Below are 21,762 nucleotides of genomic sequence, written 5' to 3' on the forward strand. Positions count from 1 at the left end.
TGCTTCTAGTAAATATCATTCAGCTTCTTGGAAATACGGAAGTAGATGAACGTAACTCCCCCTACAAGCAACGCTGTAGTGAAGCCGACGGCACTGCCGTAACCCAATTGCTGGAGCGACTGGCTTTCAGCCGACACCGGAAACAGCAATTTGAACAGATACAGATACATCACCTCTGTTTTTCCATAAGGACCACCTTCGGTCAGCACCATGATGCTCTCATAGCCCTTGAGGGAGATGGTAATGGCCAGCATGATGATCATCTGCATAACAGGTCCCAGCATCGGAATCGTCACATACTTAAGCTTCTGGAACTCATTAGCACCGTCAAGCGAAGCCGCTTCGTAAAGGTCGTTGGGAATGCCTTGAAGACCAGCGAGGAACAGTAGCATGTAGTTGCCCACAGCGCCCCAGATGGCGATGATAATGGTGGTCATCATGGCTTGATCGGCACCAAGCCAGTTAATCGGGGCAGAGACAAGATGATACTTGAGCAGCAGTTGGTTCAAAATTCCGTTGTAGGAGTTGAAGATAATAAAAAAGACGATCGCCATCACCGAGGCGCTGAAAATCGTGGGCACATAATAAATCGCCCGCAGCAAGGAACGCCCTTTTAACTTACGATTCAAAATAATAGCCAAAACCAGAGACATTGGAATGGTGATGAGCAGCTTGCCGAGAGCGTAAATCCCGGTATTTCCCACGGAGGACCAGAATTGCTGGTCTCGCAGAACTCGCGCAAAATTATCGAGGCCAATAAAAACAGGCGTCCCGAATCCCTGATAATCATAGAACATATAGCGTAGTGCCCAAAGCAGAGGATAAATGCCAAACACAAGGGTCAGAAACAAACTCGGGAATACAAACACATAGGCGTGTACTTTTTTCAGTTTCATCGAATGCCCCCCTAGAATCTTTAATTTGATTATAGAGGGAACGAAAAACAGGACGGGATAGGGAAATCAACTTTTCAAAGGGGAGAATGTTACTTTAGCCGGATCATCTCCCAGATGTAGCCCTGTGAGACGTGCCACAAACAGCCCCTCTTTTACTTCAAAGAGAGACTGTTAGGCTGACCCTATTCTATTAACCAATCTACTCCGATGCAGCTCTCAGCTTTTGATGATCCTGTCCCCACTGATTCATTAAATCCAGCAATGGAATCAGACTGATCCCGGCATCATGAAAACTTAACTCATGCTGCGTCCTAGCTGCTCGACCTTGCTCAGCCAATCGTTGCGCTGTTGATCTGTTTTCTTATTCATGAGATCAATCACAGTAGAATGCACCGGTTTGACACCGCATAAATGCAGCGTGGAATCCTTCATCATTCGATGCCCAGGCTGTCCCTGGAAAAATCGGTAATACCAGCCCGGTCCGTCCATCGTAGTAATGAGGCGGGCCGTTCTGCCTTTTAAGAGCTTGTCAGGCAACGACTTTCCCTTTTGATACTTAAACGCAAACCCCGGCATAAAGGTACGGTCAATGAAACCCTTCATTAATGCGGGCAAGCTGCCCCACCAGATCGGAAAGACGAAAACGAGATGCTCTGCCCACTTAATGGATTCCTGAGCCTTGATTAAATCCGGTTCCAGCGGCAATTTATTGCGATATCCACCTAATAGATTAGGATTAAAGTCCAACGCGGACAACTGCAATAAACGCACCTCAGCCCCCGCAGCCTCCGCTCCTTTTACATAGGATTGAGCCAGCGCTTCTCCATAACTGCCAACGACCGGATTTCCCTGAATAACCAATATCTTTTTAGACATTCGAGCCACTTCCTACCCTCATATTTTATTTTTTTAGTTAGAAAACACTAACTTTATATTTAAAAAGAAAAGGTCACTACTGACCTTGACTTAATAAAGCGGTTAAACGTTCCTTGACCTCCGTTGCAAACGGAATAAGCTGCTGGGGCAATTCACCCTCCAGACTGGACACGGACAAGCGTGTAATGGCCCCAATAATGAGCACACCAGATAGCAGGGCATCCTGCTTGGGCAGTTCTCCGTGCTGAATCCCCTGCTCGATAAATTCGACTAACGCATCCTGCGGCTGCCGGACATTCGAGCTTTGGCTGGCCTCTACATACAGCTCATGATGCTGTGATAACAGAAGCAGACCATACTGGTCTTCATCGTGCATCACAAGCACCTCGTCCACCAGTTGATGAAAACGACTAATAAAGCTCCCGCTCTGCTTGCGATAGAAGTCAATCAACGTAGTGTAGCTGTTGCAATACTGCCCGAATACTTCCAGGGCCATCGCATCTTTACTCTTAAAATGCTTATAAATCGCGGCATCCGTCACACCGGCAGCCTCCCCGATTTCTTTGACAGAAATGCCGTCGATGCCTTTGGTTGCAAATAAGCGCATAGCTGCTTGCATAATATCCTTCTTCTTGCTATCTACATGTGTTTTCTTGTTCATAAGCATATAGTAAGTGATAACTAACTAAATTGCAAATGATATTTATGCAAGGCGAAAAAGGATAACTATCGTCTTGTTTTATTAATATAAAAATGGATATGTAACCAAATAAAAACGGACGTTCTAAACCGTGAATAAGAGGAGTGAATCAAATGAGCTGACTGTTTCAGCCCAGGAGGATGGAAAAGCAACCGATTGGCATAACTGCATACTACCCATATAGATCTTAAAAGACCGATCACAGATATTCATGTCTGTAATCGACCTTTCCTTGTTTATGATTAAGGTAAAATAGCAAAGGAACGTACCGGAAATCCGGGGGAATCCTGAATGCTCGGAACGATATTATAAATAACAGCACCCATCGCGGGCAGCTTGTCCAAATTCGTCAGCACCTCAACCTGATAACGATCCTGTTCCAATATGTAATATTCCCCTACCAGCTTGCCTGCTTTGCGATAGGCCACGGAGGAATCGGTATCCAGCGTTTCATGTCCGATCGCAGCCACATTCCGTTCTTCCACCAAAAAGCGCAGCGCTTCCAGCGACCAGCCCGGGCAGTGTGCGTCTCCGGCTGCATCCTTGTTCGAAAAAGCTTCCGAATCAGGCCAACGCTTGCTCCAATCACTGCGAAAGGCTACAAAAGCTTGATCAACAATTCGTCCATGCTCCTTCTCAAAGTCTACAATATCCGCAACCGTAAGCTCATAGTCGGGATTAGTGGCGACAGCTGCTGCACGATTGATAACGACCAGTGGCAGAACCAGTTCCTTCAAGGAAAGCTCATGTAAATAACGGTTGCCCTTCACAAAATGAACTGGCGCGTCAATATGAGTACCATACTGACCCGGAAAGCGGTATTGCTTCACAAAAAAACCATCGTCATGAGTAAACAGCGTGTCTACCTGAACATCATCGAATACCGGGAAATGAGGAATTTCAGGATAAAAGGCGTGGGACAAATCCACCCACTCTTTTTGCTTCAATAACTTCAAGATATCTGCTAAATGCTCTGCCATGATGCCCATTCCTCCTCAGCTATATTACAAGGATTGTACCTGAGGATTCTGCGAAAATCCACAAAGTGACTTGTAATCAGAAATATATAGATCAAAATGGTGCTATTCATCTATATATTTCAGCTTGGAGCGGCTGGTATGAGTAACAGGACTGCCCACGCAGTCAGCCAAAATCTGCGATAAAATGAGCGGTTTCTTAACATTTGAGATTCCTCCTCTTAGATTGAAATCGTTAACATTTTCAGCTAATCTATGTTCACTTCCATTTGTCTAGTGTACGACCCATTGCTAGTATTGTGGTAAATATGCTCAATTTTGTTATATTTACCAATTTTGATTGTAGCATGAAATTTGTTCGTTTCCCAGTATTTTTCCACGGAAAGCGCGAATTCAGAATACGGAAAATAATGATTTTCCGAGTAGAAAATACAAAAACAATTCCATATATTCATATATACAATTCCCATTTCATGTGATTGTTAACGTTTCCATTAGTGTAACTACGATATTAATGGAAAAAAGTAGGGGTACGCTGTATTATGTAAAATTTTCGACAAATATTTTAGTATGTAACTTTTATTATATTAACAAATACTGGAACAAGAAGTATGATAGAAAAGTAGAAACCATAGGAGCACCCGGGACTCCCTTCGTTCGTCTACTCCACTAACCCCATATACGGAGGTCACTTTATGAAAAAGAGATTTTCACTCGGCATTGCAGCAGCTCTGCTGTTCACTACCCTTGCTCCTCTTGGCACACCCGCTCATGCGGCAGGCGATATTGGTAAGGAGGTGCTCGGCAGCAAGAACGGATGGGCAGCCTTTACTACAGGCACAACAGGCGGATCTGCAGCCTCTTCTTCCAATATTTTCACCGTAACAAATCGCAAACAACTTGTGGATGCCTTGGGTAAAAGCAGTAATACAACTCCTAAAATCATTTATGTCAAAGGCACAATCAATGTCAATGTCGATGACAATAACAAGCCGTTAGGATTAAACGATTACCAGGACCCTAAATATGATTTCGATGCATACCTCAAAGCATATGATCCATCTACGTGGGGTAAAAAGGTTCCGTCCGGTACATTGGAAAAGGCACGTGAAGCTTCACAAAAAAGCCAAGCCAGTCGTGTCGTCATTGAAATTCCGTCCAATACAACGATTGTCGGTCTGGGTAGCGATGCCGTCATTAACGGCGTAAACTTCCAACTGAAAAAAGGGACGGACAACGTCATTATCCGTAATATTGAATTCCAGGATGCCTACGATTATTTCCCTCAGTGGGACCCAACTGACGGTAGTACAGGCAACTGGAATTCGGAATATGACAGCATTACAATTAATGGCGCCACACATGTATGGGTAGACCACAATACCTTCAATGATGGATCTCGCCCCGATAGCGGAAACGGCACCTTTTACGGTCAAGAATATCAGCATCATGATGGACTTCTCGATGTGATTAACCAAGGCGATCTGGTTACTGCTTCTTACAATCACTTTTACGATCATGATAAAACGTCGATTATTGGCAACAGCGACAGCAAAACAGCAGATGAAGGGGCTTTACGTGTAACCCTGCATCACAATTATTATGAAAACACAGTACAACGCACACCACGCGTGCGGTATGGACAAGTCCATCTGTACAACAATTACTATACAGGTGATGTAAAACGCTCCGAATATCCTTCGCTGTATATATGGGGCGCAGGCAAATCCTCCAAAATCTTCGCCGAAAACAATGTTATCGACGTTGCAGGTTTGTCCGCAGCTAAAATCGTAACTGTCTTTGGAGGCACCGCCCTGTCCGACACAGGCACTCTCCTGAATGGACAAGCCGTAAATGCAGGCTCCAGCGCGGGTCTTAGCTCCTCTGTAGGCTGGAAACCATCGCTGAACGATAAGATTTCTCCATCCGCCAGCGTGAAGGCAGAAGTCACTTCCCAAGCCGGTTCCGGCAAGCTGTAAAAAACTGCCCCGCTAGCTCAAATAGCCACAGGCTCTCACAACCTGCGGCTTCACACCAAAAAGGCTGTTCCCACCGTAGATTCTTCCACGGAGAGAACAGCCCTTCTTTTATTTTGACTCGGTTTATTTACAAACTACATTACACCTTAACCGCCGTATTGTTCTACCAAAACGGGCTTTTCAAATGCATTATCCAGCTTGCGAAGCTTGGCCTTTACCGCTTCTGGCGGCTCAACCGCAGGCGCATCCGGATGCAGTAACCATGATTTCACAAAATGCGTATCGGATAATTGAAAGAGCGGAGGCTCTTTCTCAAAGTCAATCTTCATCGCATAAGCACTGCGGGCTGCAAAAGCATCCCCTACAGGCGGATGAAGCAAATCAGGAGGTGTACCCGGAATTGCTGCCAGCTTCTGACCGTGGCTGTCCAAACTTGGCATGGAAGCGAGAAGTCCCCATGTATATGGATGTTTCGGGTTATAGAAAACTTCATTAACTGTACCCGTTTCCACGATTTGTCCGGCATACATAACAGCAACACGATCCGCCATCTTCGCTACAACGCCAAGATCATGGGTAATAAAGATGATGGAAGTGTCGATCTTCTTTTGAAGGTCCTTCATCAGCTCCAAAATTTGAGCTTGAATCGTTACATCCAGTGCAGTCGTCGGCTCATCGGCAATCAGGAGCTTCGGATTGGCAGCCAATGCCATCGCGATAACGACACGTTGACGCATACCACCACTGAACTCATGCGGATACTGGTTAAAACGCTGCTCCGGATGTGGAATACCTACCAGATTAAGCAGCTCAATACCACGTTTATGAGCAGCATCCCTGGATATTTTTTCATGCTTGAAAAGCACTTCCGTGATTTGCTTGCCGACTTTCATCGTCGGGTTAAGCGAGGTCATCGGGTCCTGAGAAATCAGTCCGATTTCCTTACCGCGAATTTTCTGCATCTGCTTTTCCGTTTTATTAATCAGCTCTTGTCCGTCAAAAATAATTTGACCCTTTTGATAAATACCGGGAGGGGTCGGAATCAGCTTCATCACAGCCTGTGAAGTTACACTTTTGCCTGAGCCGGATTCGCCCACGATCGCCAGCGTCTCTCCTTTATTGACATGAAAGTTTACGCCACGAATGGCCTGCACTAGTCCCTGGCGGGTCTTGAAAGATATCGTTAAGTCCTTCACTTCCAAAAGGCGGTTCATCTCATCACTCTTTCATTTATTATTAACCACTATTATTGACCACTATCTAAAAAAACGACGTTCAAGAGTCAAGGTATATACGATTAATTTTACTCAGTTTAGTACCCGCCAGTCAAGCTATATCTGCAATAATACCTAAAACCTGTCATATTGTGTTATATTAACGGAATGTTTATCCAGAAAAACGATCATTTTTAACCATTTTTTGCACTCATTTATAACATGCGTTGAATATAGCTGAACCGTGCTCCACCCAATGGCGAGCGTGTGCAGATCAGTTCTCCGTTCAGCCGGGAGGCAATTTGGCGGCAAATAGCCAATCCCAGACCTGTAACACCGTTCGAGCCGGTATAGAATCGTCCAAACACCTCAGCCGCCTCTTCTTCGGTTAAACCTTCTCCGTCGTCATCCACATGGATTATCCATACAACCTCCGGTGTCGTTCCCGCCTCCAAATGGATGACAACCTCCGTGGAGGTATGTCGAACCGCATTTTGCAACAAATTCAGCATCATACGGAATAATTGCTCGGCCGGAACAGCCACATGCAGGCCCTCCCCCTCCACGCGAAGCGAGATCGAGCGTTCGGCAGCCACCGGCATCAACAAATGAACAGCGTCCTCTGCCATGCTTCTAAGATCAATCAGAGAGACAGGCCATTCTTCGTTCAACGCCTCCAGCCTCGATAGCTGAAGCAGCTTTTCCACCATATCAATTAATCGCTGGGACTGCACTTTAATGATACTCAGCCCCTCATCCTGGGATACCACCTGATCCTGAATGGCGTAAACGTAGCCTTGAATGGACATTAACGGTGTCCTTAGCTCGTGAGATACATTTTGCAAAAATTCAATTTGACCGTGGTGATGCTGCTGTATACGGGTAGACATGGAGTGAAAAGTACCGATCAGCTCGCCAATCTCGCTTTTGTCCGCTTGTGGAAAATCACTATCCTGTGGTTGATTCGGCTCGTAGTTGCCTACGGCCTCCTTCAGACGTTTGAGTGGGCGCACCAGGCGTGAAACGACCATCAGTCCAATGACGAGAATGACGACAAAGCTCGCGACAATGGATAGCAGCGTGGTTCTCATTAATGGCACATACAGCGCTCTTAAAGAAGACAGCGGTGAATATACAAAAATACGAAAAGGCTGCCCGGGCAGTTCTTCATTTGTAAACAGTATCTTTTTACCTTGGAGCACAGCAACCCCTTCATGTACGGTAGCCAGATCATGGGCAGACGGATGAACGGATGCAAAAAAAACCTGACGGATCAATAGCAAACTCTCTATCTTCTTGCCCTCCATTCCAGAAACACTGGAGTCGATGATGCGGTTATCCGTGCTTAAAATAAAATAATCGGCAGACAAAAGCATACCTTTGATAACATAGTTAAGCTCAGCGTTATCCAGCCGATCAAAGCCTCCGTCGCTCATAATATGGACGGCTTTGCGTGCCTGCTCATGAAGCTTGGATTTAGCCTGATTTACAAGAAGGTCGTCGATAAGCCTGATGAATAAAACCACCGTAATACAAACGGTAATGAGCATTGCGATGGATAGAGACAGCAGTATTTTAGCTCTCATCGTACGCATGGCTACTGCTCCTGAACCGTTGCTTTATATCCGAATCCCCAAACGGTATTAATGACGAGCGTAGAGTGGCATTCCGCCAGCTTTTTACGAATCCGTTTGACCAGATCGTCCACGACCCTCACATCACCTATAAAATCATAGCTCCACACCTGCTGAATCAGATGCTCCCTGCCAAAAGGTCTTTCCAAATGATTCGAAAGAAACAGCAGCAAATCAAATTCACGCGAGGTTAGATTCAGCTCTTGACCGTCCACCGTTACCTTACGAAATTCAGCGAAAATACACAGATTGCCCGCACGACATACATTTCCGACTGCCTCTGCTGCCTCCTTATCGTCCGGTACAGATGTTCCGGCCTTGGTCAGCCTCAGCATGGCTTTGACTCTGCCAACCAGCTCCCGAGGATTGAATGGCTTAGTTAAAAAATCGCTGCATCCCAGCTCCAGCCCGTGAATACGGTCAGTTTCTTCCCCTCGAGCGGAGATCATAATAATCGGCATTTCCGTAAATTCACGCAGCTGAGTCAACAGGGAAAGTCCATCAATTCCGGGCATCATGATATCGAGAACGAGACAATCCGGATGGTCGGTACGGATATGCTCTACCAGTGTTTTTCCACTGGAAAAGGAAGCCACCTCGTAGGATTCCTTTTTTAAATATTCAGATATTAATTGCAAAATGAACACGTCATCATCTACTACCACTATTTTTGTCATGACCTTAACCCCTTGCCGTTGTTCTGGATGATTTCATCCTCTCTATAAGCTTAACAGAAGCCTAGCAAAATAGACAAAAGACGGGTATACCGTCCCCGGTCCCGTCTTTTCTTATCATGAATCGCTGCTGTATATGCCAGGCGAGCTGGAGGCGAATTGCGCTCCAACCTTATTTCTTGGTTGTTACCACTTTAGCTGCTTTTGGAGCTGTTTTCACTGCTGTTTTTGGAGCTGTTTTTACCACTGTTTTTGCATGAGTCACTTTGCTAACAGGAGCTTTATGAGCCACTTTTTTAGCTACAACATGGTGTGCACGAGTTTTGTGAGCTGGCGCTTTTGTTTTTACGGCATGATGTTTTTTCACATGATGTTTAACGGTACGATGCTTCGCTTTTACTGTTTTTGCTTTGTGGGCTACTTTTTTAGCAACCGCCTTTTTGACTGGAGCTTTTTTCGCTTTTGTTGTTGATTTATGAGCTGTTGCAGCTTTTTTAACAGGTGCTTTCACCACTGGTGTTTTCGTCGCAGGTGCTTTTACTGCTGGTGCTTTGGTAGCCGGGGTCGTAACCGCCGGTGCTTTCGTTGCTGGTGCAGTTGTAGCTGGCGTTGGTGTCGCTGTAGCGGCGAATGCACTGCTTGCTCCTCCCAGTACGCTTACTACGGTCAATACGGCTGCTGCGTTTTTAGTCCATTTTTTCATGATTGTATCACCTCTCCTTTAAAGTATCTTTAGCTTATCAGGAGAATTCGGGATAATTGTGGAACAAATGTGTGAAAAGTATATGAAAAGGCGTGCAGCCCCGTATTCAGAAAATACGTGAGTCTGCACGCTATAAGTTTTACACAATTACATTCACTAACCGATGGCAATCCAGGAAACAATACCGTAGTTGTGCGCGGTTTCGTTCCATTTGGTTACTACGATCACCGCTCCATTCGGCGTCTGCGATTTCAGCGTCGCATGAAATAGAGGATGGTTCGTCATCGCTACCAGCGTATAGTCCGGGTTCATAAAAGGCTCTGCGAATACAATGGTCACTTCCGTCTCTCCTTCGCTGCCCTTCAAAAGAAACGGCGCTCTGCCAAACTGCTGCAATGCAGACTGATTGGCACAAGTACGAACCGGGGTGATGCTCAGATGCTCCGGCTTCACTGCGTTCAGCTCCAGCTCACGCGAGCCTACGGAGCCTTCCACCAGATGATGCCCTTCAATGCTTTGCTCTGCCAAGTGATGGCTTTGTACCGCAGCGGTCTGTAGATGCTCCGATCCTACAGCTTCCGGGCTCAGCACCTCGCTGTCGACGGCCTGAGCTTTCAGATGGCTTCGAGATACACTATCTACCTGGAGTCTGTCGCCACTGATACCTTCCTCCGGCAAAAGCCCCGCGAGGTGAATATCTGTGGATAGCTGAGCCAGCGTCACCGCCCCTGGCTTCAGGTGATACGTATCAATGACTTCCTCGCCAATATGTCGGCCTTCAATGGACTCCTCGGCCACATGCCAGGACTGTACCGCTCCATTCACGATCTTGCTGGACGTAACCGCTCCTTCCTGCATTGCGTCTTCCGACACCACCTGCCAGCCTATATGCTGCGGCTGGATGGCACCTGCTTGCAGATGCTCCGACTGGACGGAATCCAATGCGATATGCCTTGATTGCACCGCGCCTTCTGCCAGCGCTGATTCCTGTACCGACCCATCAGCCAGATGTTGGTGGTGTACTGCTTGCTCCATCAGATGTACGGAGCTTACGCTGGCTTCCGCCAGATTCGAAGCACGCACTGCCCGAAGCGCAAGCTTCTCAGCGTTCACGCTCCCTGCCTGGAGCGCGTGAACAGATACACTTCCCGGCGCAATATGCCGGGTCATCACCGCTGAAGCCTGCAAATGGTCAGAGGTGACGGCTTCCGGGGCCAAATGGCTCGATTGAATCGCTTCTTCTGCCAAATGGTTTCCTTGCACCGCTTCGTCCGTAATGTGCCACGGCTGTACCGAGTGGGCGGACAGCTTGGCGGCCGTCACACTTTCCTCCGCCAGTTTGTCGGACGTAACAGACTCACTTTGCAAAGCATCGGTTGATATCGCCTGTGATGCGATATGCTCGCCCTGAATGGTTCCGATGTGCAGATGATGCGGCTGGATGGACTCCGGTGCGATATGCACGGACTTCACAGCTCCCTCTGCCAGCGCTCTGTCCTGTACCGCTCCAGCTGCCAGATGCTGGGGATGTACGGCCTGCGCAGCCAAATGTGCAGGACCGACGCTACCTTCCGCGAGGTTCATTCCTTGTATCGAGCGCGCCGCCAGCTTTTCCGAGGTGACGCTTTCCGCTTGAAGCGCGCGACCGGATACGCTATCCGGAGCCAGATGTCTCGTAAGCACCGCCGAAGCCTGCAAATGGTCAGAGGTGACGGCTTCCGGGGCCAAATGGCTCGATTGGATCGCTTCTTCTGCCAAATGGTTTCCTTGCACCGCTTCGTCCGTAATGTGCCACGGCTGTACCGAGTGGGCGGACAGCTTGGCGGCCGTCACGCTCTCATCCGCCAGTTTGTCGGACGTAACAGACTCACTTTGCAAAGCATCGGTTGATATCGCCTGTGATGCGATATGCTCGCCCTGAATGGTTCCGATGTGCAGATGATGCGGCTGGATGGACTCCGGTGCGATATGCACGGACTTCACAGCTCCCTCTGCCAGCGCTCTGTCCTGTACCGCTCCAGCTGCCAGATGCTGGGGATGTACGGCCTGCGCAGCCAAATGTGCAGGACCGACGCTACCTTCCGCGAGGTTCATTCCTTGTATCGAGCGCGCCGCCAGCTTTTCCGAGGTGACGCTTTCCGCTTGAAGTGCACGACCGGATACGCTATCCGGAGCCAGATGTCTCGTAAGCACCGCCGAAGCCTGCAAATGGTCAGAGGTGACGGCTTCCGGGGCCAAATGGCTCGATTGAATCGCTTCTTCTGCCAAATGGTTCCCTTGCACCGCTTCGTCCGTAATGTGCCACGGCTGTACCGAGTGGGCGGACAGCTTGGCGGCCGTCACGCTCTCATCCGCCAGTTTGTCAGACGTAACAGACTCATCCTGCAAGGCATCGGTCGATATCGCCTGTGATGCGATATGCTCGCCCTGAATGGTTCCGATGTGCAGATGGTGCGGCTGGATGGACTCCGGTGCGATATGCACGGACTTCACAGCTCCCTCTGCCAGCGCTCTGTCCTGTACCGCTCCGGCTGCCAGATGCCGGGGGTGTACGGCCTGCGCAGACAAATGTGCAGGGCCAACGCTGCCTTCCGCGAGATTCGTCGCTTGCACCGAGTGTGCTGCCAGCTTTTCCGAGGTGATGCTTTCCGCTTGGAGCGCACGACCGGATACACTATCCTGGGCCAGATGTCGCGTAAGCACCGAGGAAGCCTGCAAATGAACCGAGGTGACCGCTCCGGCTGCCAGATGTGTCGAATCCACAGCCGCCACAGCCAGGTGGCTGCTTTGTACGGCTTCATCTGTAATGTGCCCAGACTGCACTGCATGGGCAGATAGCTTGGCGGAGGTTACACTTTCCTCCGCCAGTTTGTCGGACGTAACAGACTCACTTTGCAAAGCATCGGTCGATATCGCCTGTGATGCGATATGCTCGCCCTGAATGGTTCCGATGTGCAGATGATGCGGCTGGATGGACTCCGGTGCGATATGCACGGACTTCACAGCTCCCTCTGCCAGCGCTCTGTCCTGTACCGCTCCAACTGCCAGATGCCGGGGGTGTACGGCCTGCGCAGACAGATGCGGAGGACCGACGCTGCCTTCTGCGAGGTTCATTCCTTGTACCGAGCGCGCCGCCAGCTTTTCCGAGGTGACGCTTTCCGCTTGGAGCGCACGACCGGATACGCTATCCGGGGCCAGATGTCTCGTAAGCACCGTGGAAGCTTGTAGATGTACCGAGGTGACCGCTCCGGCTGCCAGATGCGCCGAATCGACAGCTGCCACAGCCAGATGGTTGCTTTGGACCGCCTCGTTTGAAATGTGCCCGGACTGCACTGCATGGGCAGACAGCTTGGTAGAAGTTACGCTTTCCTCCGCCAATTTGACAGAGGTGACCACTTCATCCTGTAAGGCCGAGGTCGCCACGGCCTGGAATGCGATATGCTCTCCCTGAATGACCCCGTTTTGCAAATGCTCCGATTGGATGGATTCCGGTGCAAGATGCTCGGACTTCACCGCGTTCTGAGCCAGTGCCGTTTCCTGTACCGCTCCGGCTGCCAAATGCTGGGTGTGTACCGCTTGCGCAGCCAAATGTGCAGGACCGACGCTGCTTTCCGCCAGGTTGGGCGCTTGCACGGCCCGAGCCGCCAGCTTCTCCGAGGTGACGCTTTCCGCCTGAAGTATATGACCAGATACGCTATCCGGGGTGAGATGCTTGGTCAGGACCGATGCAGATTGCAAATGGTTGGAGGTGACGGATTCAGGAGCGAGATGATTCGCTTCCACCGCTTCAACAGCCAGATGATTGCTCTGTACAGCTTTATCCGTGATATGCCACGGCTGCACGGAACGTGCGGACAGCTTGGAGGAAGTTACGCTGCCCTCTGCCAATTTAGGAGCTGTAATCGCCAGATCATTAATTTTATCCGTAGCTACGCTCTCTGGCGACAGTTTCAGCGAAGTTACCGCATGATCCTGCAAATGATGGGAGTACACCGCTCCACTCGCCAGATGCCCTGTTTGAACAGCGCCTTCACCCAATATGTCTGCGGTAACAGACTGCCCTTGCAAAGCCGAGGTTCCCACACTTCCGTTCCCGATATGTTCACTTAGCACAGAACCCACGGCCAAATGCGCCGAACGAACGGACTCAGCCTGTAATGCCTTACCACCCACACTTTTGTCCGCCAGATGGTTTTCACGAATAGCCCCGGATGCAATGTGTACATCTGCAATTTCTTGAGGCGCAATTTTATTTCTGGTTACCGCCCCTGCGGCAATTTTGCTTTCCGTAATCGCTTCGTCAGCAATTTTGTCAGGCTTAATAGCGTTCGAAGCAATGTGATTTTCCTTGACCGCCTGATTCGCCACATGGTGATCCAGAACTGCGCCCTTCCCTAATTTCTCGCTCGTGACAGCCCCGGACTGTAAATGATGCTCCGTAACTGCACCCGTTACAATATGATTTTCCCGAATAATTTCGGACTGAAGATGTAATGAAGAGACCGCCTCCGGAGCAAGCTGAGGGCCTTGTATAGCCGCTGTGGCAATATGTCTGGTAAGTACCGCCTCATCGGCGATTTTGTGCGGTAAAATGCTTTGATCCGATATTTTGGATGAAGTCACGGATTGATCGACAATTTGCAGCGAGCCTACAGATTGATCCGCCAACTTGTTGGACTGGATACTCCGGTCTGCCAAATGACGAGCTGTTACTTGGCCCGTTCCAAGCTGCTCTTCCCCAATGGAGCCGGGACTCAGATGCTTTCTTTCAATCGCTCCAGCCTGAATATGCGCACTGGTGACGGCCTCATACTCCAGATGACGCCCACTGACAACTCCTTCTTCCAGTTGTTCCTTGCCCACAATTCCGTCGGAAAGCTGCTTGCGGTTAATCGAACCGGGTGCCAGATGCCGGGCAGTGATGGCATGCTCCGTTAAATGTGCACTTTCAATGCTGCCAGCCTGAATTTTAGAGCCATCCACAGCCCCATCCCGCAGTTTGGACGTGGTCACAGACTGATCTCCAAGCTTGGAGCTGTCGACGGCCTCATTGGCCAAATTGTTAGATTGGATTGTGCCGCTGCGAATTTTATCAGAGGTGATCGCCTGATCCTGAAGCATTTCTGAAGACACAATCCATTGCTTAAAGTGTCGGCTTTCAATCGAGCCATTCGCGATATGATCGCTGCTGATAATCTTATCGGCCAGCTTTTCCGGGGTGATACTGCCATCACGAAGCTTCTCACCGCCAATGGAACGATCCTGCAACTTGCTGCCTGCCACCGATGCGTCCGACAGATGCTCCACCGTAATGGAATCCGGGGCAATTTTCGAAGAAGTTACTGCACCGTCAGCTATTTTAATGGTATGAACAGCATAATCCGCCAGAGTTTCCGTTTGGACGCTCTCTTGCTTCAGCTTGCTGGAATCTATGGAGGCGGGAGCGATCTTCTCACCGGTTACAGCCAGATCACTTAAATCGTCTGTATAGATGAAAGCATTGTTTACATGTGGCGCCTTTTTATTGTTCAAAATTTCTTCGACGTCAATCGCTTCAGGCAATGGCTCAGACGGGGGCTCAGACAGAGGCTCAGATAGAGGCTCAGATAGAAGCTCAGGCTCTTCGGGCACATCCATCAATACTTGAGTTTCCTCTGCTGCACCTGCATCTTTATTCTCCGTCCCGTCCCCGATTGGGACTTCGGGCTCGGCAATGGTCTGTAGCTCCGCCTCCTCTACCATTGGGGGAGGCGGAGAAGCAACCTGATGAAGTCTTGCTTCTGTCTCCCTCTCCGCAGGCTGTGGCTTCAAGCGCTGTATCATACTTAATTCATTCATATCCGGGTCAATTACACGATAGAGCGGCTTTTTGCTTCTGGTGGTCTTTCGGCTCTTGTTCTTCAAGCAGCTCTCTCCCTTCTCATATTTATCGTTACGGCATCATATGCAGGCTCTTAGGCACTTGCCACCCTGCATACGGGATTCACTTTTGTCCAGGAAAGGCTCTATAAAATCCACGTTTGAAAAAAAATTGTTAAAAGTTAAAATAGTAAGGGTGAAGATTGCTACAAGAAGAGAGGAATTACAATAAAATGATTATCAAACCAAGAACACGCGGCTTTATCTGTACCACTGCTCATCCAGTGGGGTGTGCCCGACATGTTCAGGAACAAATTAACTATGTGCAAGCCCATCCTGCTATCGAGGGACCTCGCAATGTGCTTGTGATCGGGGCATCTGCCGGATATGGCCTGGCTTCCCGCATTACGGCTGCATTCGGAGCGCGGGCCAATACAATCGGCGTATATCGTCCTAGTAATGCTACAGCTACACGGACAGCATCGGCAGGCTGGTACAATTCCGCTGCATTCGAAAAGGCTGCTCAGGAAGCAGGGCTTAAATCCTTTAGCGTGACAGGGGATGCCTTCTCGGATGAAATCAAAGCCAAAACGGTGGACGTCATTCGCGAAGAGTTGGGGCAAGTCGATTTGGTGGTGTACAGTGTCGCTTCCGGTCGCCGCACCAATCCCCGTACAGGTGAAACGTTTAGTTCCGTGCTCAAACCCATTGACAAGCCGTACACAAATAAAACAGTCAACTTCCACACTGGCGAAGTGAGCAGCGTTACACTGGAACCAGCGACAAATGAAGAAGTGCAGGGGACTGTAGAGGTTATGGGCGGCGAAGACTGGCAGTTGTGGATCGACGCCTTGCGTGAGGGCGGTGTGCTGGCTGATTCCGCGACCACCTTCTCCTTTTCGTATATCGGTTCAGACATTACCCAAGCAGTATACAGAGAAGGTACGATCGGAAGTGCAAAGGATCATCTGGAAGCGACAGCACATCAGCTGAATGATCAACTGAGAGCCACAGGCGGACGCGCTTTCGTCGCAGTCACCAAAGGACTGGTCACTCAATCCAGCTCTGCTATACCAGTCGTACCTCTGTATATTTCCGCTTTGTACAAGGTAATGAAGGAAAAAGGATTACATGAAGGCTGCGTGGAGCAGAGCTACCGTCTGTTTTCCGAGCGTCTCTATGCTCCGGAAACTCCTGTGGATGAGGAAGGACGTATTCGCATTGATGATTGGGAGCTACGAGAAGATGTTCAGGCTGAGGTAGCGAAAATATGGGACGAGCTGACGACAGACAACATCTACGAGCTGTCTGATCTTGAAGGATATCGCCGCGAATTTTTTAAACTGTTTGGCTTTGAATTTGAGGGTGTGGATTACGAGGCCGACATTGACCCGATCGTGGATATCCCTGCCGTTCGCTAAGTCATTTTAGTACCGTTATTGTTATATGTTCAGACAGCAAAAAAGCTGCTCTCCGTCAGAGGGGTATTCCGCTCTGCATGGAGGACAGCTTTTGTTTGAAGCAAACATTGCAATTTTAAGATTCATTTGATATTGTACAAGTAGGCATAGCAAAATCCCTCTTTCCAATAAGAGGGTAATCACAGTTGGACAAGTCCTACCTTGCCTGACCGTATTTATTTGCTTAGCCTATTACATCCAACTCATAAGGAGATGAACAACATGGCAAAAGACGTTATGTGTGAAGTGAACTCATGTACACACTGGGCTCAAGAAAATAAATGTAGCGCAAGCTCCATTTATATCGTAAGCAACAGACCTACAGACACTCACAAGTCCGAAGAAACGGACTGCAAAACCTTTGAAGCAAAATAAGGTTGGTTATTTCTGTAAAGCATTGGTTTACCCTAAAGGAGCCCCTAGCCGGGTTCCTTTTTCTTTTTATATTTTAGCAAGAATGATAATTATTATCAAGTCCTTTTTTAACAACTTGGAATAAAATAATAACACGGAAGACAAAAAAAGAAGCGTCGCTCTGAACGATTCGCTTCTTGTGCTTGATTCTTTGTAATTGTTCCTGCTTGGTTGGCTTCATTCGCACATGCTGCGATATCTCGCCATAATGACCATTTGTTTTGCGGCTCTGTGCAGAGCAGTAGTTTCCGGCGTGCTTCGCCTTGCTTAGCGCTTTTTGTGTTTGAGTACGTGCCATATGACTTTCACTCTCCTTGATTGGACTCCATTCATCATAGCATCTGGAATCCCCATCGTGAAGAGTACAAGTGTATGAGCTCACTGATTTCATTAAATGTCGGAAAACGGATTGTCGCCACTTGAGGCTGCTAAAACAAAAACAACGACTATGAAAATGATGATCAATGCATAGATCAGTGTTCCGATAATGCTGCATACCAATCCGGCAATAGCCATACCCCTGCCTTGTTCGCCATGACGGTTAATTTCCTTCAGGGAAAGACTGGACAAAATGATACCGATGATGCCGATAATGAACCCCAGATAGGGAATGACGACAGCTAGAATACCGAGCACCATCGAAGCAACAGCTTTACTGTTTGTAGGCGGAAGCTGTGGGGGCGGATTAAATGGGGCGTTATAACCATTCGTCTCCTGAAAAGGATCGGACGATTGGGGGTCTTTGTATAAATTACTCATTTGTCTGATTCAGCTCCAATATGTAAAATAACAATATATACGTTCTAGGGTACCACAATCTTACAAATCAGGACAGTACTTATTTCAAAAAATGATGGTTATCTTTTAAAGCCATATGCAATTCTGATTAAAGTTCACAATACATTTTACCGCAATACGTCTGTACTTAATTGTCGAGATCATTGGCCTTTATATAAAATGTAGTCAAGAGCTAAAGAAGCTTAGATGCACTAATATCCTCACTCTTTGGCAACAGCCGCTTTGAAGAGCGGTCGCCAATAGGTTGTATCATGAAATGGACTGTTACCTTACCAAAGTAGGGCAGCGGTCTATTTCTTTTTCTTTTGGTACAATTCAACAATAATGTTGACGATCGGCACCCAAACCTTCAGCAGTCTCACGTAGAGGACCCAAATTAGCACAATGATCTAGAAAATAGACAAGAGCCACTGTCCTTATAATTATAACATCAGGTCTATATGAGTATACGCAACGATAATAGTAATCTTCTTTTTCTATATCTGTCCATTCGCCAACTCGAATCCAGCAGCAAAAAAATCAAAACCTCTTATCCTTAAATTTGATTTTATCAAGGTACTAAGTAATATTCTCAGCTAAATCAATTTGATTTCGCAGGCTGTTCTTTTATTATTGGAAAATAATATAAAACATTAAAATATTTTCATTTCAGCATCGAGGAATTTGCGTTATTATATAAAAGAAATCAATATACTACATTAATGTAAAGGAGTGTTAATTATGAAAAAGCTAGTATGCTGCTTGTTAATGGTTTTATTATTATTGAATGTAACAAGCTATGGGGCAGTAGCTGATTTACTAGGCACTGCCAAAACGGCAAAAGCTGAAGGTTATGAAAGCGTTATCACTACAGAAAGTACGAAGAATACAAACGAATACAAGGCAAGAGATGCTTTTTATTCTTTATCTGATTCTTCTGTAAATCGTGCTACCTCCGAGCATTTTCAAATTATTTGGGGAAACAGAGATACAACTGGAACAGTAAATAGGGATTTTGTTCAAGGCAACTTGGCCAACCTCGAAAGTATCCGTTCATTTTACATGGATAAATTTGGATTGGGGGATATCGGAACTTCTCCAAATTTAACTGGAAAATATAAAACGAACATTTACATTGCGAGCACTGGACTGAAAAAGATTGACGAAGATTGGGCTTATATGTCAGTAGACAACGATGCATTTGCTTACATGGTCATGATGCCGGCTGCGATGCGTGTAGACCCACCAAGCTGGGTAGTTCCTCATGAATTAGGCCATGTATTTACCTATCATAATGGAGGAGAGGTCCCTTATGAGTGGTATGAAGCGGTAGCTAACTTCTTGCGTAATGAATATTTGGGTAGCGATTACTACAGTTATGGTGGAACGGTATATGGTCCAGACTCTGACTTTTTTGCCCCCTTTATACTGAATTCGGAATCACATTTTCCACATGTAAAGAATTGGTACGATGCATGGCCTATTCTCCTGTATATTAATGAAAATCCAGATCACATCAACGGACTTGGCCATCGAGCAATGTTGGATTTATTGTCTTACGGCGGAAAAGATACGACCTACTTTGAATCTATGGAAAAGGTAACTGGAGTTTCTACTAAAGAATTACTGGGTGGAATGGCAAGAAGATTGGTAACTATGGACTTCAAGAGCCAACAATATTATTTGAAACATTTAGATGAACTTTTGAGAACTAACGGCAATTATGAAAAGATATATACAACACTGAAAAGTGGTAAAGGCGGCTGGATGACCGTCCCTGAAAACAAGGCTCCACAACAGACAGGCTACAACATTGTTCCTTTAGATGTTGATTTGAGCAAAGCTTCCGTTACCATTGATTTCCAAGGAACAAGCACAGCAAAAGGCGCTGATTGGAGAGCTAGCATTGTTACCGTAACGCATTCGGGGGATACCCGATATTCTACAATGTGGAACAAAGGGAAAAATTCATTGAATTTGCAAGGAGATGAAAAATCTGTTTATTTGGTTGTATCCGCAACTCCAGATGAAATTAAACATTTTAATATTGAAGAGGATGGTGAAACTTATCCTTATAAAGTAAAAGTAACAACAAAGTGATTGTGGATAATAATCATATTGTGGTTGAATGAAAAGCTTATCTAGGGTAAATATCAGAGTTTACGAAAAAAAGTGAATAAATGCCTGAACAATGGCACTGGTATCAAAATACCAGTGCCATTGTTGTTAGTATGCTCTGAAAATAATCTTTGGGAATTGAATACACAGCAGCTTCACTAATGTTATCCATCGGGATACATCCAAAGGTAGTTTCTGAGATATGGGGTCATACAAGTGTAACTATAACATTAGATACTTATTCACATTTATTAAACAAGAAAGCGATAGAGACATCACTAGAAATTGAAGAAAAATTCTATGATCAGAAATTCGACCAATAAATTTTAAAAACAGTTAATTATTAGCAACAAAATATGGATACATAATCACTTTTCGTAGTGATCGGGCATACAGTATTTTACCTATTACTGATAAAATGCGCTCCCTGAGAGCATCCTGCCTAGGAGGTCGGAGCTATGGTATATCGTGCAACATCCCGCAGAAGGTGTTCGCCTCACAAACGCTTAAATGCTGACATGCTCAGGAAAATATCCGCCGCCATGCTGCCATTTTACAAAGCTATTGCCACCCGTCGTTCTTTCGCCGTTCAATGGTCACGTGCTGTAGTGCATGGCAATTTGGATCGGATGAAGGCCCTTCTCTGCTCGGTAGCGCCATTTGCTGCCAAGCAAGGACTGGGCACGAATGGCATCGGCTATTTTATCTCCTTCTTGGCCCAGCCACCAATGCTGTATTATACGAACGGAACGACGATTCCACCCGGTACGGTGCAGTTTACATTTGAGCCGAGGGTTCACCGCGCCATCGCCAGAGCCGTTTTTCCGCTGTATCTCGAATTGGCACGCAATCGATGCTTTGCTTCTGCTTTAGCCAAAGCCATCAACCAGAAAGACCAGCGTGCGGTTACTCTGATGATCCGCAGCTTGATTCCATCCACTGCACTGAAATCCGTACAAATCGAGGATCATGGCTTTGCTTTGCTTTTTAAGTATCCTTACAGTAAATATCCATACCGAAATCTGCTCATTCAGGAGTTTTCTTAAAAAGGTCGCTACAGTCGTTACAGACGTTTTTGCTTGAGTTGATCGATCAGCTCTTTACCCAATTGTATAGCCATTTCCGTCAACATTCGGATTTCGTCCTTCGTTACATGGTCCATATGCGCCCCGCAGCAAATTGCAAAGTTACCCGCAAACTCTTTTCGCAAACGAACGGCAATTTCTTCGGTAATATAAAATTCCTTGTGGGCTTGCAATTGAACGGTTTGGATCGGCTCCAGTCTGGCGCCTGCTGTAATCGTTCCCAGATGCGGCTGATCGCCGCCGGAAATAAGTACGACCATGTCCTCTCCCATAAAATAGGCATCCAGCACAAGGCGGATACGCCCGCTTTCTTTTTGCAAATGAATCATATGATTCTCTCCTGTCTAAAAAATAGTATTGTGAATAGATTCACTTTATATGTTTCTATTCATTCTA

At 47.1% G+C, this 21,762-nt stretch carries 17 protein-coding genes; 5 read left to right on the forward strand and 12 right to left on the reverse strand.

Annotated elements, in window-relative coordinates; translation table 11 throughout:
* Positions 1-5: 5 nt before the first annotated feature.
* From ABH897_RS19420 to ABH897_RS19435, 4 genes are all read right to left on the reverse strand, one after another.
* Complete coding sequence (locus ABH897_RS19420; protein WP_283652875.1) at positions 6-896, reverse strand: carbohydrate ABC transporter permease; 891 nt, start codon at positions 894-896, stop codon at positions 6-8.
* Between the two features lie 294 nt (positions 897-1,190).
* On the reverse strand, positions 1,191-1,772 hold the full coding sequence (locus ABH897_RS19425; RefSeq protein WP_283652876.1) for an NAD(P)H-dependent oxidoreductase: 582 nt from the start codon (positions 1,770-1,772) through the stop codon (positions 1,191-1,193).
* Positions 1,773-1,848: 76 nt separating this feature from the next.
* Entirely contained in the window at positions 1,849-2,433 is a 585-nt protein-coding gene (locus ABH897_RS19430; RefSeq protein ID WP_283656308.1) for a TetR/AcrR family transcriptional regulator, read from the reverse strand.
* A gap of 281 nt (positions 2,434-2,714) precedes the next feature.
* Entirely contained in the window at positions 2,715-3,452 is a 738-nt protein-coding gene (locus tag ABH897_RS19435; protein ID WP_404592593.1) for a cyclase family protein, read from the reverse strand.
* A 692-nt stretch (positions 3,453-4,144) separates the two neighbouring features.
* Between ABH897_RS19435 and ABH897_RS19440 the strand changes: the two genes are divergently transcribed.
* Positions 4,145-5,428: a pectate lyase family protein gene (locus ABH897_RS19440; protein ID WP_404521722.1), complete on the forward strand. Its 1,284-nt coding sequence runs from the start codon at positions 4,145-4,147 to the stop codon at positions 5,426-5,428.
* Positions 5,429-5,574: 146 nt separating this feature from the next.
* Here ABH897_RS19440 and ABH897_RS19445 read toward each other — a convergent pair whose 3' ends face one another.
* The 5 genes from ABH897_RS19445 to ABH897_RS19465 all read right to left on the reverse strand — a co-directional run bounded on the left by ABH897_RS19445 (position 5,575) and on the right by ABH897_RS19465 (position 15,557).
* Positions 5,575-6,642 carry an ABC transporter ATP-binding protein gene (locus tag ABH897_RS19445; protein ID WP_044648917.1) on the reverse strand — a complete coding sequence of 356 codons (1,068 nt, stop codon included), beginning with the start codon at positions 6,640-6,642 and terminating at the stop codon, positions 5,575-5,577.
* Between the two features lie 215 nt (positions 6,643-6,857).
* Positions 6,858-8,237 carry a sensor histidine kinase gene (locus ABH897_RS19450; protein ID WP_404592594.1) on the reverse strand — a complete coding sequence of 460 codons (1,380 nt, stop codon included), beginning with the start codon at positions 8,235-8,237 and terminating at the stop codon, positions 6,858-6,860.
* Positions 8,238-8,239: 2 nt separating this feature from the next.
* Positions 8,240-8,953, reverse strand: a complete 714-nt coding sequence (locus ABH897_RS19455; RefSeq protein ID WP_283652880.1) for a response regulator transcription factor — start codon at positions 8,951-8,953, stop codon at positions 8,240-8,242.
* A 169-nt stretch (positions 8,954-9,122) separates the two neighbouring features.
* Entirely contained in the window at positions 9,123-9,653 is a 531-nt protein-coding gene (locus tag ABH897_RS19460; RefSeq protein ID WP_404592595.1) for a hypothetical protein, read from the reverse strand.
* 156 nt (positions 9,654-9,809) lie between these two features.
* Positions 9,810-15,557, reverse strand: a complete 5,748-nt coding sequence (locus ABH897_RS19465; protein ID WP_404592596.1) for a WIAG-tail domain — start codon at positions 15,555-15,557, stop codon at positions 9,810-9,812.
* Positions 15,558-15,745: 188 nt separating this feature from the next.
* Between ABH897_RS19465 and fabV the strand changes: the two genes are divergently transcribed.
* Entirely contained in the window at positions 15,746-16,933 is a 1,188-nt protein-coding gene (gene fabV / locus ABH897_RS19470) for an enoyl-ACP reductase FabV (RefSeq protein ID WP_283652883.1), read from the forward strand.
* 261 nt (positions 16,934-17,194) lie between these two features.
* A complete protein-coding gene (locus tag ABH897_RS19475; RefSeq protein ID WP_081473770.1) occupies positions 17,195-17,347 on the forward strand; it encodes a DUF1540 domain-containing protein in 153 nt (50 codons plus the stop codon).
* A gap of 73 nt (positions 17,348-17,420) precedes the next feature.
* Here the strand turns inward: ABH897_RS19475 and ABH897_RS19480 are convergent, their stop codons facing one another.
* Complete coding sequence (locus ABH897_RS19480; RefSeq protein WP_283652884.1) at positions 17,421-17,684, reverse strand: hypothetical protein; 264 nt, start codon at positions 17,682-17,684, stop codon at positions 17,421-17,423.
* A 92-nt stretch (positions 17,685-17,776) separates the two neighbouring features.
* Complete coding sequence (locus ABH897_RS19485; RefSeq protein ID WP_283652885.1) at positions 17,777-18,145, reverse strand: DUF4190 domain-containing protein; 369 nt, start codon at positions 18,143-18,145, stop codon at positions 17,777-17,779.
* Positions 18,146-18,904: 759 nt separating this feature from the next.
* On the opposite strand from ABH897_RS19485, the gene ABH897_RS19490 reads away from it, so the two are divergent.
* Positions 18,905-20,263, forward strand: coding sequence for a DUF6055 domain-containing protein (locus tag ABH897_RS19490; RefSeq protein ID WP_283652886.1), 1,359 nt, complete (start codon positions 18,905-18,907; stop codon positions 20,261-20,263).
* A gap of 476 nt (positions 20,264-20,739) precedes the next feature.
* Complete coding sequence (locus tag ABH897_RS19495) at positions 20,740-21,327, forward strand: hypothetical protein (RefSeq protein ID WP_283652887.1); 588 nt, start codon at positions 20,740-20,742, stop codon at positions 21,325-21,327.
* 17 nt (positions 21,328-21,344) lie between these two features.
* Here the strand turns inward: ABH897_RS19495 and lpdD are convergent, their stop codons facing one another.
* A complete protein-coding gene (gene lpdD, locus ABH897_RS19500) occupies positions 21,345-21,695 on the reverse strand; it encodes a prenylated flavin chaperone LpdD (RefSeq protein WP_283652888.1) in 351 nt (116 codons plus the stop codon).
* Between the last annotated feature and the right edge of the window lie 67 nt (positions 21,696-21,762).

Origin of the sequence: Paenibacillus sp. RC73 (genome assembly GCF_044908085.1) — a bacterium.
GTDB lineage: Bacteria > Bacillota > Bacilli > Paenibacillales > Paenibacillaceae > Paenibacillus > Paenibacillus terrae_A.

What these genes read in the sequence shown, in the direction of transcription:
- ABH897_RS19420 (WP_283652875.1), bottom strand. Translation starts at nt 896, where the DNA reads ATGAAACTGAAAAAAGTACACGCCTATGTGTTTGTATTCCCGAGTTTG.
- ABH897_RS19425 (WP_283652876.1), bottom strand. Translation starts at nt 1,772, where the DNA reads ATGTCTAAAAAGATATTGGTTATTCAGGGAAATCCGGTCGTTGGCAGT.
- ABH897_RS19430 (WP_283656308.1), bottom strand. Translation starts at nt 2,433, where the DNA reads ATGAACAAGAAAACACATGTAGATAGCAAGAAGAAGGATATTATGCAA.
- ABH897_RS19435 (WP_404592593.1), bottom strand. Translation starts at nt 3,452, where the DNA reads ATGGCAGAGCATTTAGCAGATATCTTGAAGTTATTGAAGCAAAAAGAG.
- ABH897_RS19440 (WP_404521722.1), top strand. Translation starts at nt 4,145, where the DNA reads ATGAAAAAGAGATTTTCACTCGGCATTGCAGCAGCTCTGCTGTTCACT.
- ABH897_RS19445 (WP_044648917.1), bottom strand. Translation starts at nt 6,642, where the DNA reads ATGAACCGCCTTTTGGAAGTGAAGGACTTAACGATATCTTTCAAGACC.
- ABH897_RS19450 (WP_404592594.1), bottom strand. Translation starts at nt 8,237, where the DNA reads ATGCGTACGATGAGAGCTAAAATACTGCTGTCTCTATCCATCGCAATG.
- ABH897_RS19455 (WP_283652880.1), bottom strand. Translation starts at nt 8,953, where the DNA reads ATGACAAAAATAGTGGTAGTAGATGATGACGTGTTCATTTTGCAATTA.
- ABH897_RS19460 (WP_404592595.1), bottom strand. Translation starts at nt 9,653, where the DNA reads ATGAAAAAATGGACTAAAAACGCAGCAGCCGTATTGACCGTAGTAAGC.
- fabV (WP_283652883.1), top strand. Translation starts at nt 15,746, where the DNA reads ATGATTATCAAACCAAGAACACGCGGCTTTATCTGTACCACTGCTCAT.
- ABH897_RS19475 (WP_081473770.1), top strand. Translation starts at nt 17,195, where the DNA reads ATGGCAAAAGACGTTATGTGTGAAGTGAACTCATGTACACACTGGGCT.
- ABH897_RS19480 (WP_283652884.1), bottom strand. Translation starts at nt 17,684, where the DNA reads ATGGCACGTACTCAAACACAAAAAGCGCTAAGCAAGGCGAAGCACGCC.
- ABH897_RS19485 (WP_283652885.1), bottom strand. Translation starts at nt 18,145, where the DNA reads ATGAGTAATTTATACAAAGACCCCCAATCGTCCGATCCTTTTCAGGAG.
- ABH897_RS19490 (WP_283652886.1), top strand. Translation starts at nt 18,905, where the DNA reads ATGAAAAAGCTAGTATGCTGCTTGTTAATGGTTTTATTATTATTGAAT.
- ABH897_RS19495 (WP_283652887.1), top strand. Translation starts at nt 20,740, where the DNA reads ATGGTATATCGTGCAACATCCCGCAGAAGGTGTTCGCCTCACAAACGC.
- lpdD (WP_283652888.1), bottom strand. Translation starts at nt 21,695, where the DNA reads ATGATTCATTTGCAAAAAGAAAGCGGGCGTATCCGCCTTGTGCTGGAT.